The 16,852-nt window shown below is 62.1% G+C and carries 13 protein-coding genes; 11 read left to right on the forward strand and 2 right to left on the reverse strand.

All coding sequences use genetic code 11. The annotated features are described in order from the left end of the window. The first annotated feature begins 111 nt into the window (after positions 1-111). The 4 genes from rpsP to rplS are packed head-to-tail and all read left to right on the forward strand — an operon-like array spanning position 112 to position 2,056. Positions 112-363 (forward strand): 30S ribosomal protein S16, encoded by a 252-nt coding sequence (gene rpsP / locus BLX41_RS28645; protein ID WP_007927680.1) that lies wholly within the window; start codon positions 112-114, stop codon positions 361-363. 5 nt (positions 364-368) lie between these two features. Next, on the forward strand, positions 369-905 hold the full coding sequence (rimM, locus tag BLX41_RS28650) for a ribosome maturation factor RimM (protein ID WP_102861299.1): 537 nt from the start codon (positions 369-371) through the stop codon (positions 903-905). Next, a complete protein-coding gene (gene trmD / locus BLX41_RS28655) occupies positions 887-1,660 on the forward strand; it encodes a tRNA (guanosine(37)-N1)-methyltransferase TrmD (RefSeq protein ID WP_170001093.1) in 774 nt (257 codons plus the stop codon). Before rimM ends, trmD begins: the two co-directional genes overlap by 19 nt. A gap of 45 nt (positions 1,661-1,705) precedes the next feature. Continuing rightward, positions 1,706-2,056, forward strand: a complete 351-nt coding sequence (gene rplS, locus BLX41_RS28660; protein WP_007927677.1) for a 50S ribosomal protein L19 — start codon at positions 1,706-1,708, stop codon at positions 2,054-2,056. Positions 2,057-2,114: 58 nt separating this feature from the next. On the opposite strand, the gene BLX41_RS28665 is transcribed toward rplS, so the two are convergent. Then, positions 2,115-4,241 carry a DUF4132 domain-containing protein gene (locus tag BLX41_RS28665; protein ID WP_123727601.1) on the reverse strand — a complete coding sequence of 709 codons (2,127 nt, stop codon included), beginning with the start codon at positions 4,239-4,241 and terminating at the stop codon, positions 2,115-2,117. A gap of 326 nt (positions 4,242-4,567) precedes the next feature. Between BLX41_RS28665 and BLX41_RS28670 the strand changes: the two genes are divergently transcribed. Further along, complete coding sequence (locus BLX41_RS28670; protein WP_102861301.1) at positions 4,568-4,981, forward strand: acyl-CoA thioesterase; 414 nt, start codon at positions 4,568-4,570, stop codon at positions 4,979-4,981. A 210-nt stretch (positions 4,982-5,191) separates the two neighbouring features. On the opposite strand, the gene BLX41_RS28675 is transcribed toward BLX41_RS28670, so the two are convergent. Next, entirely contained in the window at positions 5,192-6,994 is a 1,803-nt protein-coding gene (locus BLX41_RS28675; protein ID WP_123727602.1) for a cation:proton antiporter, read from the reverse strand. 107 nt (positions 6,995-7,101) lie between these two features. On the opposite strand from BLX41_RS28675, the gene xerD reads away from it, so the two are divergent. The 6 genes from xerD to BLX41_RS28705 all read left to right on the forward strand — a co-directional run. Then, complete coding sequence (gene xerD / locus BLX41_RS28680; RefSeq protein WP_123727603.1) at positions 7,102-7,998, forward strand: site-specific tyrosine recombinase XerD; 897 nt, start codon at positions 7,102-7,104, stop codon at positions 7,996-7,998. Positions 7,999-8,147: 149 nt separating this feature from the next. Then, entirely contained in the window at positions 8,148-8,879 is a 732-nt protein-coding gene (locus BLX41_RS28685; protein ID WP_123727604.1) for a thioredoxin fold domain-containing protein, read from the forward strand. Positions 8,880-9,014: 135 nt separating this feature from the next. Then, positions 9,015-10,319: a homoserine dehydrogenase gene (locus tag BLX41_RS28690; protein ID WP_060842565.1), complete on the forward strand. Its 1,305-nt coding sequence runs from the start codon at positions 9,015-9,017 to the stop codon at positions 10,317-10,319. Positions 10,320-10,426: 107 nt separating this feature from the next. Beyond that, positions 10,427-11,836 (forward strand): threonine synthase, encoded by a 1,410-nt coding sequence (gene thrC / locus BLX41_RS28695; RefSeq protein WP_123727605.1) that lies wholly within the window; start codon positions 10,427-10,429, stop codon positions 11,834-11,836. 91 nt (positions 11,837-11,927) lie between these two features. Further along, positions 11,928-15,542: an ATP-binding protein gene (locus BLX41_RS28700; protein ID WP_123727606.1), complete on the forward strand. Its 3,615-nt coding sequence runs from the start codon at positions 11,928-11,930 to the stop codon at positions 15,540-15,542. A 91-nt stretch (positions 15,543-15,633) separates the two neighbouring features. Next, a partial coding sequence (locus BLX41_RS28705; protein ID WP_123727804.1) for an EAL domain-containing response regulator occupies positions 15,634-16,852 on the forward strand: 1,219 nt, incomplete at its 3' end.

Genomic DNA, 16,852 nt, shown 5'->3' on the forward strand with positions numbered 1-16,852 from the left:
GAAAAAGTCATTTGCAAAAGTCCGGATATTCCTTAGAATATGCGGCCTTTCGGGCACCCATGCCCGCTGTGCATTTAGATTTGCAGCACCGACTACAGGAACGATGTTCACATGCTAACAATCCGTCTTGCCCTTGGCGGCTCCAAAAAGCGCCCGTTTTACCACTTGACCGTGACCGACAGCCGTAACCCACGCGACGGTTCGCACAAAGAACAAGTTGGCTTCTTCAACCCGATCGCTCGTGGTCAAGAAGTCCGCCTGTCCGTGAACCAAGAGCGCGTAGCCTACTGGCTGAGCGTTGGTGCACAGCCTTCTGAGCGCGTTGCTCAGTTGCTGAAGGAATCGGCTAAGGCTGCAGCCTGAACCCTATGAACGCGACGCCAGCTCCTGCTGATGATTTGATCGTTATCGGCAAAATCTACTCTGTTCATGGCGTTCGCGGCGAAGTGAAGGTCTTTTCCTTTACTGATCCGATTAAAAACCTGTTGGACTACAAAACCTGGACGCTCAAGCGCGAAGGTAGCGTGAAACAGGTTGAGCTGGTCAGCGGACGCGGGAACGACAAGTTCCTGGTCGCAAAGCTCAAGGGTCTTGATGATCGCGAAGAAGCTCGTCTTCTGGCCGGTTACGAGATCTGCGTGCCGCGCAACCTGTTCCCTGAACTGACCGACGGCGAGTACTACTGGTACCAGCTGCAAGGTCTCAAGGTCATCGACACCCTCGGGCAACTGCTCGGGCAGATCGATCACCTGCTGGAGACCGGCTCGAACGATGTAATGGTGGTCAAGCCTTGCGCTGGCAGCCTGGATGATCGCGAACGCCTGTTGCCCTATACCGAGCAATGCGTGTTGGCCGTCGACCTGGCAGCGGGCGAGATGAAGGTGGAATGGGATGCGGACTTCTAAGCGTGGCTAACTTGCGCGTAGAAGTGATCAGTTTGTTTCCCGAGATGTTTTCCGCCATCAGCGAATACGGCATAACCAGCCGCGCGGTGAAACAGGGGCTCTTGCAGCTCACTTGTTGGAATCCGCGAGACTACACCACGGATCGACATCACACTGTGGACGATCGCCCGTTTGGCGGTGGCCCTGGCATGGTGATGAAGATCAAGCCCCTGGAGGATGCACTGGTTCAGGCCAGAAACGCAGCCGGGGAGGGTGCGAAGGTGATTTACCTGTCGCCCCAAGGCCGTCAACTGAATCAGTCGGCGGTACGCGAGTTGGCGAATGAGGATGCATTGATCCTGATTGCTGGTCGTTATGAAGGCATTGACGAGCGTTTTATTGAAGCTCATGTCGATGAAGAGTGGTCGATTGGCGACTATGTACTCTCCGGTGGCGAGCTGCCGGCGATGGTCCTGATTGATGCGGTTACGCGACTGCTGCCCGGAGCTTTAGGGCATGTGGATTCCGCGGAGGAAGATTCCTTCACGGACGGTCTGCTGGATTGCCCGCACTACACCCGACCGGAGGTGTATGCGGATCAGCGTGTTCCCGACGTGTTGCTAAGTGGCAACCACGCACACATCCGGCGTTGGCGTTTACAGCAGTCCCTTGGTCGGACCTATGAACGACGCGCCGATCTTCTGGAAAGCCGCTCGCTTTCTGGAGAAGAGAAGAAGCTGCTCGAGGAATATCTCCGCGAGCGGGACGATAGTTAACAACGTATCGATGGTAGATCCGACGATTTACCTTAGGAGCACAGCATGACCAACAAAATCATCCTTGCACTCGAAGCAGAGCAGATGACCAAAGAGATCCCAGCCTTTGCCCCGGGCGACACCATTGTCGTTCAGGTGAAAGTGAAGGAAGGTGATCGTTCCCGTCTGCAGGCGTTCGAAGGCGTAGTTATCGCCAAGCGCAACCGCGGTGTGAACAGCGCGTTCACCGTACGTAAAATCTCCAACGGTGTTGGCGTAGAGCGTACTTTCCAGACCTACAGCCCGCAGATCGACAGCATGGCTGTCAAGCGTCGCGGTGACGTACGTAAAGCCAAGCTGTACTACCTGCGCGACCTGTCGGGTAAAGCAGCTCGCATCAAGGAAAAACTGGTTTAAGTCCAGCTTCCGATGCAGAAAAAAGCAGCCTACGGGCTGCTTTTTTGTTGCCTGTCATTTAGTGCCCGGAGCGGTTCAGCAGGGCGCAGACGGTGTTGGCGATCCGTTCCAGCAGTACCTCGTCATAAGGCAGCCAGGGCAGGGCGGCCAATTTGCCACTTTGTGCCGCCAGGGCCACCTCCACGGGTTCTCCATCGCGCGTCACGCGCCCGGTGACCAGATGCACCGCATGCTCGCCGACGCGGACATGGCGCCCCTGCATCGACAACACTCCCTCCTCGATCAACGTGGTGAAAACCGTGCTCAGTACGTGCTGGCGCATCAACGTCATCTGGGTGAGATTGTGCTCGGCCAACAGATTCAGGCGTTGCTCGCGCTTGGCTGCTGGCATTTGCGGCAAGGATTGGCCGGTAGCAGTCTGTGCCAGTTCCTCGATGGCGAAACTGCTGACGCTGACCAGCAGGTCGATGGCCCGGCAGGCCTCTGAAAACACCTGCGGCGGCACATCCTGCAGCAGCATCGGTTGCCAGTGTTTATCGGTGCGCCGAGCGAAGCTTGCGCTGCCGGACAGGCAGTGCCCCTGCAGCCCCGGATAGAGTGCCGCGTCCACCGCAAAACTCACCCGGATATCACCCAGGTTGCGGCTCAGGCCGCTGTCCCTGTCGATCTTCCAGCCTTCGCGGCGGGCCAGGCCGATCAGTGGGCGGATGGACAGGCTGTAGCCGGCGAATGCCTGGCAGGTATGGCTTTCCCGCTCTTGCTGGGACGGCAGGTAGTACTCGCGAAACACCTGGCGCAGCGGCTGCTTGATCCGGCGTTCGCTGATCAGGTTTTGCCAGGCGTGGCGCTCTGCGGCGTTGGCTGACAGCGGGTGCCACAGTGTAATCCTGCACCCGGCATCCAGGCTCAGCGGTTGGCCCCGGGAGTCTAGCGCTTGCGCATCCGCGTCCAGCAGGAAGCTGCGGCGTTGGCCATCTGCGCAATGGGCAACCCAAACCAGTGAGCGGGCAAAGGGCGAGCCCACGGCGGAGTCCGCCAGTTGCGCTCGCCAGTCGCTGAAAGACAACTCAAAGGCTTGCCACAGCCCGGATTCCAGGCAACTGGCCAGAAGCCCGTGCTGGGCCTTGCCGGGCGTGCTGGTGGGGGCCAGGCGCAGGGCGATTTCGGGACGTTGGGCCAGGCCGCGTTCGGCAGGTTTGAGGTTGCGTGTGAGTTTTTTCTGGATGCTGGCATGGCGCACCAGGCTCAGGGCGCTGCGCAGGGCCTGCACGCTTTCCGGGGTTGGCACCTGCTCGATGCAGTGGCCCAGTGCAATGGCCAGGGACTGTGACGGGGCGGTCTTGGCCTGGGTCGGGGCGACGCAGGCCTTGGGCAGCAAAATGTCCATTAGCGGTGGCAGCCAGGAGGCATCGCGTAGCAGGGCGACCCGGGCGGCGCGGGCGATCACCGGGGTGTCATTGGTGGTGAAGGCGCCATCGGCCACATAGGGCGTGGCGCCGCTGTGGATAGCGTCCAGGCGCTGGGCTGCGGTGCTGAGGATCTGCTGTGAAAATTCGACGTACGCCGCGTCATCCATCAGCACTCTGGCCGGGTCAGCACTCAGGTGATGATGGCCGGTCCAGTACTCGCTGCCGGCCAGGGCCTGCCGTGAGCGAGGCTCCAGTCGCCCAAGCAGTTCGAACTCCTGCCGGGCGTAGGGCGCATCGGCGTAGTGTTGTTCCACGCAACGCCGCAGCGCCGTGCGGGTTTCTTCATCCACCCATTGCGCCAGCACGTACGCCTGGTGGTAATGCACGGCCCACTGTGGGCCCGGTTCCGCAAGGATTCTGCGCAGTTCCTCGACCAGGGCGGCGTTCGGTGTGCCGCTGAAACAGGCGAGTTGCTCTACCGCCTCCTGCCAGTTCAGGCAGGTGCGCAGCGCCTCCAGCAGGGTGGTTTGATCGAGGGCTGGGCTCAGTTCCAGTTGCGTGGCCTGCTGCACAATCGAGGTCGCCAGTTGCTGCGCAGCCGGGTTGGCGGGGTCGCGCAGGGCTCGGCGGATGGCCGGCCACAGGCTGCCCAGTTGAGCGGGTGTCAGTGGGCTGATGTCGAGCGGCGGGCCCAAGAAGTTCGGATGATCCAGTCTGTCGGCGCTCAGGCGTTGTTGCAGGTGCGCGACGAGCGAAGGCGTGGGCAGGGCATCCATGGCGGCGGGTCTCCGTTTTCAGTGCGCGGATGATCGCATTTTTTATCGCCGATCGTGACCTCTGACCCCTGCCGGGTTCTTTCGGCCCCTGCCGGGCGGCGATATACTCGCCGACCCAATAAAGTGTGATCGCCCGCGCCGTGCAGCCTGCACGGGACGCCTAGGGTGAGTCACACCCTCCCGGCGTTCCTGGCCTGTTGTTATCCACAGGCAGGCGGCCCCCGATTGTTCCCATCAAGCCTTTGGTCGCTGCCTTGCAGCGCTCATCGGCGTTCCATGCCCGCAGCGTGCCCCTGCGCGGATCTATCCATTCAGGCAGTAGTCCGATGACCCTTCGTGAGCAAGAAATCCAGCGTCGTACCGAACTCTCGGTGACCCGTGTGACCAAGGCGGTATTCCCGTCCACTACCAATCATCACAACACCCTGTTCGGCGGCACCGCCCTGGCCTGGATGGACGAAGTGTCGTTTATCGCCGCCACGCGCTTTTGCCGCTTGCCACTGGTGACAGTGTCCACCGACCGTATCGACTTCAATCATCCGATTGCCGCGGGTTCGATCGTTGAGCTGGTAGGTCGGGTGGTGAAGGTGGGCAACACCAGCCTCAAGGTCGAGGTCGAGGTGTTTGTCGAGAGCATGAGCTGCGACGGACGGGAAAAGGCCATTCATGGTCTGTTCAGTTTCGTCGCCATCGATGACGACAAACGTCCGGTGCCGGTGCTTCCAGGGTTTGCAGCGTAGGAGCCGGCTTGTCGGCGAACGGGGGCTCGGGTCTCTTCGCTGGCAAGCCAGCTCCTACGGGAGCTTGGTTGTGTACTTGCCGGCGAAGGCGCTCTTGTGGGTCTCTTCGCTGGCAAGCCAGCTCCTACGGGATCTTGGTTGTGTACTTGCCGGCGAAGGCGCTCTTGCGGGTCTCTTCGCTGGCAAGCCAGCTCCTACAGGGGAACTCGGTTACAGGGACTCGGGTTGGATCAGTGCCAGCAGGGTCCAGCCAGCCGTCGGCTTGAGGCCGCTTTCCGGGGTGATTACATGCACCCAGCCGTTGCTGTCGCGGGCGAACAGCAGGGTCGCGCGTTCGCCGTGCAAAGTCTGGTAGTCGCCCCAGCCAAAGGCTTCGGTCAGGTGCGTGCTGTATAGCTCGGCGCCCTGGCCCAGCAAGCTCGCCAGTTTGGTGTAGGTCAACGCTTCGCTGCCCAGAAGCTGGCCGCGATGTTCGTGGCTGGCGCGGTGCTTGTCGGTGCGTCGGCTTTCCTGGCTGTTGGCCAGGGCGTAAAGGCGTTGATGGCCAAAGTCGTGTCGAAAGCGCATGGCCGCCAGGGTGTTGAGTTCGCCTGAAGGTGAGAGCGCCAGCAAATGCCCCAATCCCACCAGATCCAGATGCGCGTCGGCGTGCTGCGAGGCCGGGTTGCCGAAATAGGTGGGCAGGCCTTCCATGCGTGCTGCACGGATATTCTCCCAACTGGAGTCGGTCAGCAGCACTCGGCTGCCCAGCTGCTGCAAGGCCTTGCCAAGGGTGCGTGCCGGGCCGTTGGCGCCGACAATCAGGAAGCCGCTGGGAGCGGGCTCCGCGACTTTGAGCAGGCGCGCCAAGGGCCGGGCAGTAGCGCTTTGCAGGACCACGGTGCCGATGATTACGGCAAAGGTCAGTGGCACCAGCAGCAACGCCCCCTCGTGACCGGCTTCATCCAGGCGGATGGCGAAGATGGCCGACACCGCAGCTGCGACAATCCCCCTTGGTGCAATCCAGGCCAGCAAGGCACGTTCACGCCAGTTGAGGCTGGAGCCGGCAGTGGACAGCAACACGTTCAGCGGGCGCGCGATGAACTGGATCACCAGCAGCAGGATCAGCACCAGCGGCCCCAGGGCGATCAGTGCCTTGAGGTCCAGGCGCGCTGCCAGCAGGATGAATAGCCCGGAGATCAGCAGCACGCTGAGATTTTCCTTGAAGTGCAGGATGTGTCGCACGTCCACGCCCTTCATGTTGGCCATCCACATGCCCATCAGGGTCACCGCCAGCAGCCCGGATTCGTGCATCACCTGGTTGGAGGCGATGAAGATTCCCAGGACTGCGGCCAGGGTCGCCAGGTTGTGCAGGTACTCCGGTAACCACTGGCGACGCATGATGGTGCCCAGGACCCAGCCGCCGGCGATGCCGAACAGACTGCCGCACAGAATCACTCCGCCAAAGGTCAGCAGGCTGTGGCTCAGGCCCTCACCGGCGGCACTGGCGATGATGAAGCTGTAGACCACCACTGCCAGCAGGGCGCCGATAGGGTCGATGACGATGCCCTCCCAGCGCAGGATATTGGCGATCGAGGCCTTGGGCCGCACCACTCGCAACATGGGCACGATCACCGTCGGCCCGGTGACCAGCGTCAGGGTGCCGAACAGCAGGGCCAGCATCCAGTCGAAGCCCAGCAGCCAGTGAGTGGCGAGGGTGATCACCGCCCAGGTGGACAGCGCGCCGATGGTCACCAGCCGGTGCACCACGCTGCCGATCTCACGCCATTCCGAGAGGTGCAGGGTCAGGCTGCCTTCGAACAGGATCAGTGCCACCGCCAGGGACACCAGGGGCATCAACAGCGGGCCGAACATCTCCTGGGGATCGAGCCAGCCCAGCACGGGACCTGCGAGAATGCCGCTCAGCAGCAGGAAAAGAATGGCCGGCAGTTTCAGTCTCCAGGCCAGCCATTGGCAGCCCAGTGCCGCCGCGCCGATGCCGCCGAAGGCCAGCAGAATCTGTTGTTCACTCATCAATGCACCCTGTTCCTTGAAATGGCTGGCTATGAAAGACTAGCGACCCTCTGCGCAGTTCACTATTTTTTTACGCGTGGCCCCTGGGCCGTGCCTTTCGAGTCTTTATGCCCGCCATCGACCACCCCCTGATCGACCGTTTTCTCGATGCTCTGTGGCTGGAGAAAGGGCTGTCCGACAACACCCGCCATGCCTATCGCAGTGACCTGGCGCTGTTCAACGGCTGGTTGCAGGAGCAGGGGCTGGAGTTGCCGCGGGCGGGACGCGAACTGATCCTCGATCATCTGGCCTGGCGTGTGGAGCAGGCCTACAAGCCCCGGTCCACGGCCAGATTCCTCTCGGGGGTGCGTGGCTTCTATCGCTATTTGCTGCGAGAAAAACTGATCGAGATCGACCCGACCTTGCAGATCGACATGCCGCAACTGGGGCGTCCGTTGCCCAAGTCCCTGTCGGAGGCCGATGTCGAGGCGTTGCTGGCGGCTCCGGACTTGAGCGAGGCCATCGGCCAGCGCGACCGCGCCATGCTGGAGGTGCTCTACGCCTGCGGGCTGCGGGTGACCGAGCTGATCAGCCTGACCCTGGAGCAGGTCAACCTGCGCCAGGGGGTGTTGCGGGTCATGGGCAAGGGCAGCAAGGAGCGTCTGGTGCCCATGGGCGAGGAAGCGATTGTCTGGGTCGAGCGATACATGCGTGATGCCCGGGCCGAGCTGCTGGGCGGGCGGCCCAGCGATGTGCTGTTTCCCAGCCTGCGTGGCGAGCAGATGACGCGGCAGACCTTCTGGCACCGGATCAAGCACCAGGCCAAGGTGGCCGGGATCGGCAAGGCGCTGTCGCCTCACACCCTGCGTCACGCCTTCGCCACCCACTTGCTCAATCACGGCGCCGATCTGCGGGTGGTGCAGATGTTGCTGGGCCACAGCGATCTGTCCACCACCCAGATCTATACCCATGTGGCCCGTGCCCGCCTCCAGGATCTGCACGCCAAGCATCACCCGCGGGGTTGATTTGGCTCCCGGGCGGCGCTTTGCGTCGCCCGTAGTCGGTGCCGGCAAACAGATGTGGTAGGCTTTGCCGGTTTGCAAAACGGGTGTTTGCGGGCCGTTGCCGTTGCGACCGCTCCAAGTTGCCCATTTGCCCGCCTTCAGGAGTTCCCATGCGTTTGACCCAGATTTTTGCCGCCGCCTCCCTGGCGTTGCTCAGCACCTTCGCCATGGCCGATGACAGTGCCGAGAAAGCCATTCGCAAAAGCCTCGAGACCCTGCAGCTCGAAGTGCCGGTGGAGAGCATTACCGCCAGTCCCCTGGCCGGTCTGTACGAGGTCAAGCTCAAGGGCAGTCGCGTACTCTATGCCAGTGCCGACGGCCAGTTCGTGGTCCAGGGCTATCTGTTCCAGCTCAAGGACGGCAAGCCGGTGAACCTGACGGAAAAAACCGAACGCCTGGGCATTTCCAAGTTGATCAACGGTATTCCGGTCGCTGAAACTGTGGTCTATCCGGCTATCGGCGAGACCAAGACCCACATCACCGTGTTCACCGACACCACCTGCCCGTATTGCCACAAGCTGCACGCTGAAATACCGGCGCTGAACAAGCTGGGTGTCGAGGTGCGCTACGTCGCCTTCCCGCGTCAGGGCCTGGGTTCGCCGGGTGACGAACAGCTGCAAGCGGTCTGGTGCTCGGCGGACAAGAAAGCCGCTCTGGACAAAATGGTCGACGGCAAGGAAATCAAGGCCGCCAAGTGCGAGAACCCGGTTTCCAAGCAATTCGCCCTGGGCCAGTCGATCGGCGTCAATGGCACGCCGGCCATCGTTCTGGCTGATGGCCAAGTCATTCCCGGCTACCAGCCGGCACCACAGATCGCCAAACTGGCCCTGGGTGCGAAATAATCCTGCATCGTCACGCTAGCCTTTGACGATCATGGCCCGCCGGTGAATGCCGACGGGCCATTAATAGAGAGCCGCGCTGTTTGCGGCTGTTTTCCACGGCCGGCCTAGAGTCGGCCGTTTTATGGGGAGTTCAGAGTGAATCCGGTCAAAGTAGGCATCTGTGGGCTGGGTACTGTCGGTGGCGGTACCTTAAACGTACTTCAGCGCAACGCCGAGGAGATTGCCCGCCGTGCCGGGCGTGGAATCGAAGTAGCGCAGATTGCTACCCGTACGCCAAAGCCGCAGTTCCAGACGACCGGTATTGCGATTACCAACGATGTCTTCGCCGTGGCCACCAACCCTGAAATCGATATCGTCATCGAGCTGGTGGGCGGCTACACCGTGGCCCGTGAGCTGGTGCTCAAGGCCATCGAGAACGGCAAGCATGTGGTCACCGCAAACAAGGCGCTGATCGCCGTCCACGGTAACGAGATTTTCGCCAAGGCCCAGGAGAAGGGCGTGATCGTGGCCTTCGAAGCCGCCGTGGCCGGTGGCATTCCGGTGATCAAGGCGATCCGTGAAGGGCTGTCGGCCAACCGCATCAACTGGCTGGCGGGCATCATCAACGGCACCGGCAACTTCATCCTCTCGGAAATGCGCGAGAAGGGCCGTACCTTCGAAGACGTGCTGGCCGAAGCCCAGGCCCTGGGCTACGCCGAAGCCGATCCGACCTTCGACGTCGAAGGCATCGACGCTGCCCACAAGCTGACCATCCTGGCGTCCATCGCCTTTGGTATCCCGCTGCAGTTCGACAAGGCCTACACCGAAGGCATCACCAAGCTGACCACGGCCGACGTGAACTACGCCGAAGCTTTGGGCTACCGCATCAAGCATCTGGGTGTGGCGCGCCGCACCGAGGCCGGCATCGAGCTGCGGGTGCACCCGACCCTGATCCCGGCCGACCGCCTGATCGCCAACGTCAACGGCGTGATGAACGCGGTGATGGTCAATGGCGATGCTGCCGGTTCGACCCTGTTCTACGGTGCGGGCGCGGGCATGGAGCCGACCGCGTCGTCGGTGGTGGCCGATCTGGTGGACGTGGTTCGCGCCATGACCAGCGACCCGGAAAACCGCGTGCCGCACCTGGCCTTCCAGCCTGATTCCCTGTCCGATCACCCGATCCTGCCGATCGAGTCCTGCGAGAGCGCCTACTACCTGCGCATCCAGGCCAAGGATCACCCGGGCGTACTGGCTCAGGTGGCGAGCATTCTTTCCGAGCGCGGCATCAACATCGAATCGATCATGCAGAAGGAAGTGGAAGAACAGGATGGCCTGGTGCCGATGATCCTGCTGACCCACCGCGTTCTGGAGCAGCACATCAACGATGCGATTACCGCGCTGGAGGCCCTGCAGGGCGTCGTCGGCCCAGTGGTCCGTATCCGCGTCGAACATTTGAATTAATGAAGCAGCCGCAAGTGGCGAGCGGCAAGCGCCAAGTCAGAAGCTGATCTGCTTTGACTTGAGGCTTGAAGCTTGCGGCTTGAGGCTCAAACCGAAGGTTTGTCCCCATGCGCTATATCAGTACTCGTGGCCAGGCACCGGCCCTGAATTTCGAAGATGTGCTGCTGGCAGGTCTGGCCAGTGATGGCGGTCTCTATGTGCCAGAGAACCTGCCGCGTTTCACTCAGGAAGAAATCGCTTCCTGGGCCGGCCTGCCGTATCACGAGCTGGCGTTCCGGGTCATGCGCCCGTTCGTCACCGGCAGCATTCCGGATGCCGACTTCAAGAAAATCCTGGAAGAAACCTACGCGGCCTTCTCCCACAACGCCATTGCCCCGCTGCGTCAACTGAACGGCAATGAGTGGGTGCTGGAGCTGTTCCACGGCCCGACCCTGGCGTTCAAGGATTTCGCCCTGCAACTGCTGGGTCGCCTGCTGGACTACGTGCTGGAGAAGCGCGGCGAGCGCGTGGTGATCATTGGTGCCACTTCCGGTGACACCGGTTCGGCGGCCATCGAAGGTTGCAAGCGTTGCGACAACGTCGACATCTTCATCCTGCATCCGCACAACCGCGTCTCGGAAGTGCAGCGCCGGCAGATGACCACCATCCTCGGCGAGAACATCCACAACATCGCCATCGACGGCAACTTCGACGACTGCCAGGAAATGGTCAAGGCCAGCTTTGCCGACCAGGGCTTCCTCAAGGGCACCCGCCTGGTGGCAGTGAACTCGATCAACTGGGCGCGGATCATGGCCCAGATCGTCTACTACTTCCACGCGGCCCTGCAGCTGGGCGGTCCGGCGCGCTCCATCGCGTTCTCGGTGCCCACCGGCAACTTCGGCGACATCTTCGCCGGCTACCTGGCACGCAACATGGGCCTGCCCATCAGCCAGCTGATCGTCGCCACCAACCGCAACGACATCCTGCACCGCTTCATGAGCGGTAATCAGTACGTCAAGGAAACCCTGCACGCGACCCTGTCGCCGTCCATGGACATCATGGTTTCGTCGAACTTCGAGCGCCTGCTGTTCGACCTCCACGGTCGCAATGGCGCGGCACTGGCCGGCCTGATGGACAGCTTCAAGCAAGGCGGCGGTTTCAGCGTCGAACAGGATCGCTGGACCGAAGCGCGCAAGCTGTTCGACTCCCTGGCGGTCAACGACGAGCAGACCTGCGAGACCATCGCCGAAGTCTTCGAGCAGACCGGCGAGGTGCTCGATCCGCATACCGCGATTGGCGTCAAGGCCGCCCGTGAGTGCCGTCGCAGCCTGGATACACCGATGGTGATCCTGGGCACCGCGCACCCGGTCAAGTTCCCGGACGCGGTGGAGAAGGCCGGTGTCGGCAAGGCTCTGGAGCTGCCGGCGCACCTGTCCGACCTGTTCCAGCGCGAAGAACGCTGCACGGTCCTGGCCAATGACCTGAAAGCGGTGCAGGCTTTTGTCAGCCAGCACGGCAATCGTGGCAAGCCACTCTGATCCCTTGGTCTTGTCGTCCACGAAGCCCGTCTCCTGACGGGCTTTGTTTTTTCATGCACAAGCTTGGCCCGCCAGGGGCAGGGAGGCCCGGATGATGCTTCGTCAAACTTATAGGGTACGGCGCTTCCCGGCTCTGTTAGGGGTGTGCCTGCTGGCCTGGGCCGTGCTCTGGGGTGTCGCGCTGGCCGGCACGGCGAAGAACCTGCCCTTCAAGCTGGTGCCGGCGTTCGTCGAGCTGGACCCTCTGGCCCTGGCGCCTGTCGAGCGCCAATGGCTGGCGACGCATCCACGCCTGAGGGTAGGGATTGCCATCGATGACTACCAGCCCATCGATATCACCCGGGACCGCAATCGCTATCAGGGCATCAGCGCCGATTACCTCGGTCTGGTGGGCGAGCGATTGGGCGTTGCGATGGAAGTCCTGGGGTTTTCCGAGCGTGAGCAGGCGGTTGAAGCGCTGCGCAACGGCACCATCGATGTGCTGACCAGTGCCAATGGCTATGAGCGCGGCCTCTCGGGGCTGCGCTTCACCAGCGACTACATGCCCGACAGGGCCGTGGTGGTGGTGCGCCGCGACGGGTCGAGTCCCAGTGATGATCTGGCCGGCAAGAAACTGGTGCTATTGGACGGCTATGCCAACGCCGAACAGGTGCATGCGGCGTATCCGAACAGTCAGATCATGCTCTCGCCCAATCTTTACAGCGGCCTGGAGGCATTGAACCAGGGCGACGCCGACGCCTTCATCGGCAATGAGATCATCGTGCGTGCCTACAAGGCCCTGCGCCCTTATCTGGCGGTGCAGATCCAGGACGAAAGCCGCTTGCCGCCGACCGGTTTCGCCTTTGCCACCCGTGACGACAACGCCCTGTTGGCAGGCATGCTGGAGCAGGCGCTGCAGAGCATCGACGAATCCCTGCAGCGGGAAATACAGGCCCGCTGGACCACCGGCCTGGGGGCGAACATCTCCGGCGAGCGTATCGAGCTCAGCGCCGAGGAGCAGGCCTGGATTCTCCAGCATCCCCATGTGATGGTGGCGTCCCAGCAGTACCCGCCCCATGTGTTCAAGGACAAGGAGGGGCGCTGGGCCGGCCTGAACATCGATCTGCTCAACCGCATTTCGCGCATGACCGGCCTGCATTTTGTGCACAAGGAGAGCCTGTCCACAGCGCAGACCCTGGAGTGGCTGGAGAGCGGGCAGGCGCAGATGAACTCTACCCTCACGGCCAGTGAGGACCGGCGGTTGTTCCTGAATTTCTCCCATGCCTTTGGTGGTGCTGCCTGGGTCTTTGTCGTGCGCCCCGAGGATCGACGCCTCAGCAGCCTGGAGCAGATGGCTGGTGAGGTACTGGCGTTGCCGGCGCGGCATACCCTTGAGAGTTATATCCGGCGCTACTACCCCGACATTCGGCTGCGCAGTGTCGCCAGCTATGAGGAAGCACGGGCTCTGGTCAGCAGTGGTGAAGCCATGGCCACCATTCAGAACGAGGTCCAGGTCCAGGCGCTGGGGTTGGGGCCCGCTGACGATGGGTTACGGGTGGGACGCAGCGTTGAAGGTACCTGGTCCGCCGACGAGTTTTCCGTGCGCAAGGATCAGCCCGAGCTGCTGAGTATCCTCAACAAGTCGCTGGAGGCGCTGCCGGTGGCGGAGCTCAGCGCCATCCGTCTCAAATGGCTGGGGGCCACGCCGGTGCCGATGCCGGTCTGGCAGCGGGTGCCGACCTGGGTGTACTGGGCCATTTCCAGCGCATTGCTGTTCGGTCTGATTTCCCTGGCCTGGAGCAGTCGGCTCAAGCTGCAGATTCAGCAGCGATTGCAGGCCGAGCAGCGGCTCAACGATCAGTTGGTGTTCATGCGGGCCCTGCTTGACGGCATCCCCAACCCGATCTTTGTCCGTGATCTGCAAGGGCGCCTGATCACCTGCAACAAGAGTTATGAACAGCAGTTGGGGACGAGCCTGGAGCTGATTCAGGGGCGACAACTGACGGAGTTGGATCTGTTGCCTGCGGCCACCGCGCGCCAACTGCATGGCGAGATCATGCAGTTGCTGGCGTCCGAGGAGTCGGTGTTCGCCGACCGCCAGGTAGAGACGCGCAACGGATCGATCCACGCCTATCAATGGACGGTGCCGTTCTACAGCGCCGAAGGCCGTCTGCAGGGCTTGCTGGGTGGCTGGATCGATATCACCGAGCGCAAGCGCCTGGAGAACCAGTTGCTGGAGGCGCGTCAGTCCGCCGACCAGGCCAATGCCGCGAAGAGCGCTTTTCTCTCCACCATGAGTCATGAGATCCGCACGCCGATGACTGCCATCATTGGCTTGCTGGAACTGGAGAAGGAGCAGGCCAGGGTACGTGGCGCGCCATTCTCCGAGGCCCTGCGGGTGGCCTATCAGTCTGCCCAGGAGTTGATCAACCTGATGGGGGACAGCCTTGATCTGGCCAAGATCGAGGCCGGCCATATGCAGTTGGCGCCGCAGGTCACTGCCCTCAAGCCATTTTTCGAGAGTGTCCGGCAGCTCTTCGAGGTGACTGCGCGCAACCAGGGAGTGCATCTGCAACTGGTCTTCAACGAGGAAGCCCGGGGGCGTTATCTCTTTGATCCGTTGCGCTTGCGCCAGGTCCTGCACAACCTGTTGAGCAACGCCTTGAAGTTCACCGCTGAAGGTGAAGTGCGGGTGACGGTGGAGCGCCAGCCGGATGAGTCCGGTATCCCGTGTCTGCGTATCAGCGTCGCCGATACCGGCCCGGGAATCAGTGCCGAGCAGCAAGCGAAAATATTCACGCCCTTTGTCCAGGCTGATGCCATGACCTCTTCGACCTATGGCGGCACCGGGCTGGGTCTGAGCATCTGCCGGCAGTTGATCGAGTTGATGGGCGGGCGCATTCACCTGCTGAGTGAGCCTGGAGCCGGCACCCTTGTAGTCATAGAGCTGTATCTGGAACGGGTCAGCGAGGATCTCGATCCGCAGGTTTCGCCGCCTGCCGAGCGCCCACCGAGCCGCAGCATCGAAGTGCTGGTGGTGGATGACTTGAGCGCCAACCGCATGGTCCTGAGCCAGCAACTGATGTTTCTCGGGCATCGGGTCGTGGCCTGTGACAACGCCCGTGAGGCGCTGCAGCAGTGGCGCTCCGGGACCTTTGATGTGCTGATGACCGATTGCAATATGCCGGGCATGAGTGGCTACGCCCTGACCGAGGCCATCCGCCAGATCGAGGCCCTGGAGGGGCGTGCGCCCTGTCCGGTGATCGGCTGCACGGCCAATGCGTTCGAAGACGAGCGAGAGCGTTGCGAGCGTGCGGGGATGGACCAGTTGCTGGTCAAGCCGGTGACCCTGGATCAGTTGGCCCAGTCTCTGGCCCGTTTCCTGCCGTCGCCGTCATTCAACATCCAGACCTTGCGCGGCATGACCCAGGCCGACGAACACGTGTTGCAGCGCATGTTGCAGGAGTTGTTGCGCAACCTTGGCGAAGAGCAGCAGGCGCTGGAAGAGGCCTTGGCGGTGCAGGATTGGGGGCGCCTGGGAGGCACCCTGCATCGGCTCAAGGGTGTATGTTGCCTGATCGACGCCTTGCCCCTGGCCAAGGCCTGTATCGAGCTGGAGGTACTGGTCAAGGAGCGGCGGGAACAGGCGCTGGGCAGTCAATGGCCGCAGCTGCTTGAGGTCATTGGGGTTTTGCGCAGCGATATTCAGGCGGCCCTGGACGAATAAGACTTGTCCTATGTGTGATTGGGATTTGTCTGATTACCGTATCGGCCCGTAGTGGACTGTTCCCACCTACGCCGTTTCGGAGGTTGCCCCCATGCATTCGCTTAAAGTGCTGATTCTCGAAGACAACTCGTTCCAGTTGATGGCCTTGCACCAGATGCTCAATGCCAATGGCGTTTTCAACGTGCTGACCGCCGAGAACCAGGAGTCCGCACGGCGTTCGCTGGACAGCAAGGGGCCGGTGGATATCGCCATCTGCGATCTATACCTGGAGCAGACCGATGGCCTGGAGCTGATCCGCGAACTGGCCCTGCAGCAGCAGGCCAAGGCCTTGATCATTCTCAGCGACGCAGAGCCGGATGTGCTCGAAGGCACGGCCGGCATGGCCCGCGAGCTGGGGTTGAAAGTGCTCGCGTGCTTGCCCAAGCCGGCTTCGGCGGCGGTGATCGGCGACTTGCTCTGTGCCTATCAGCAGCATTTCAGGTCAGACGGCCTCGAATTGAACCAGACATTGCTCCGGGACTTGCTGGGGCTTGAGCCCTTTGTCTTCGAGGCCGTGACTCAGGACGAGGGGCTGGCAGCGGTGCTGGGGTGTGGTGTTGCGCATTTTCAGCCGGTCATCCACCAGCACGGCGGTCTTCAAGGCGTCGAGGCACTGGCGCGCTGGCAACACCCCGAGCGGGGCTTGCTGATGCCTGGCGAATTTCTTCCGTTGATCGAGTTCGCCGGCCTGCAAGAGGTTTTCACCTGGAACATGCTGGAGCAGGCGCTCGAGCTGGTGGCCGGAGTGAAACTGGTGCTGGGCTACTGGCTGCCGATTGCCGTGAACATTCCCATCGGCATCCTTGAGCGGCCGTTGTTCCCCCGTCAGTTGGAGGCGTTGCTGAGGCGCTTCGAAGTGCCGGCCCGGATGCTGACTCTGGAAGTCATCGACACCACGCAACTGCAGACCGATACCGCCCATGTGGAGGCGCTGCTGCGCCTGCGGATGATTGGTTGCAAGTTGTCCATCGGCGATTTCGGTGCCGGTGGAACCAGCCTGCAGCGCTTGCTGGAGTTGCCGTTCACCGAGCTGAAGATCCCTCCGGTGTTTGTCGCCGGCATGGCCGCGGATGAGCGCAAGCGGGCGCTGGTCGGCGGTGCGATGAGCATGGCCAGGCGCATGTCCCTGGGGGTGGTGGTGACCGGTATCGAGACCGAGTCCGACTGTGTGGCGGCCAGGGGCCTGGGGGCGGCTCATCTGCAGGGTTGTTTCATCGCCCCGCCGATGAGCGCCGCCGAGATGCGCCAGTGGCTGGGCGCGACCCCGGGGG

Origin of the sequence: Pseudomonas protegens (assembly GCF_003732485.1) — a bacterium.
GTDB lineage: Bacteria > Pseudomonadota > Gammaproteobacteria > Pseudomonadales > Pseudomonadaceae > Aquipseudomonas > Aquipseudomonas protegens_B.

Bases quoted from the DNA above. Each gene is read 5' to 3' on its own strand.
- BLX41_RS28665 (WP_123727601.1), bottom strand. From the start codon at position 4,241: ATGGATGCCCTGCCCACGCCTTCGCTCGTCGCGCACCTGCAACAACGC.
- xerD (WP_123727603.1), top strand. From the start codon at position 7,102: ATGCCCGCCATCGACCACCCCCTGATCGACCGTTTTCTCGATGCTCTG.
- BLX41_RS28700 (WP_123727606.1), top strand. From the start codon at position 11,928: ATGATGCTTCGTCAAACTTATAGGGTACGGCGCTTCCCGGCTCTGTTA.
- trmD (WP_170001093.1), top strand. From the start codon at position 887: ATGGGATGCGGACTTCTAAGCGTGGCTAACTTGCGCGTAGAAGTGATC.
- thrC (WP_123727605.1), top strand. From the start codon at position 10,427: ATGCGCTATATCAGTACTCGTGGCCAGGCACCGGCCCTGAATTTCGAA.
- BLX41_RS28670 (WP_102861301.1), top strand. From the start codon at position 4,568: ATGACCCTTCGTGAGCAAGAAATCCAGCGTCGTACCGAACTCTCGGTG.
- BLX41_RS28675 (WP_123727602.1), bottom strand. From the start codon at position 6,994: ATGAGTGAACAACAGATTCTGCTGGCCTTCGGCGGCATCGGCGCGGCG.
- rimM (WP_102861299.1), top strand. From the start codon at position 369: ATGAACGCGACGCCAGCTCCTGCTGATGATTTGATCGTTATCGGCAAA.
- rplS (WP_007927677.1), top strand. From the start codon at position 1,706: ATGACCAACAAAATCATCCTTGCACTCGAAGCAGAGCAGATGACCAAA.
- BLX41_RS28685 (WP_123727604.1), top strand. From the start codon at position 8,148: ATGCGTTTGACCCAGATTTTTGCCGCCGCCTCCCTGGCGTTGCTCAGC.
- rpsP (WP_007927680.1), top strand. From the start codon at position 112: ATGCTAACAATCCGTCTTGCCCTTGGCGGCTCCAAAAAGCGCCCGTTT.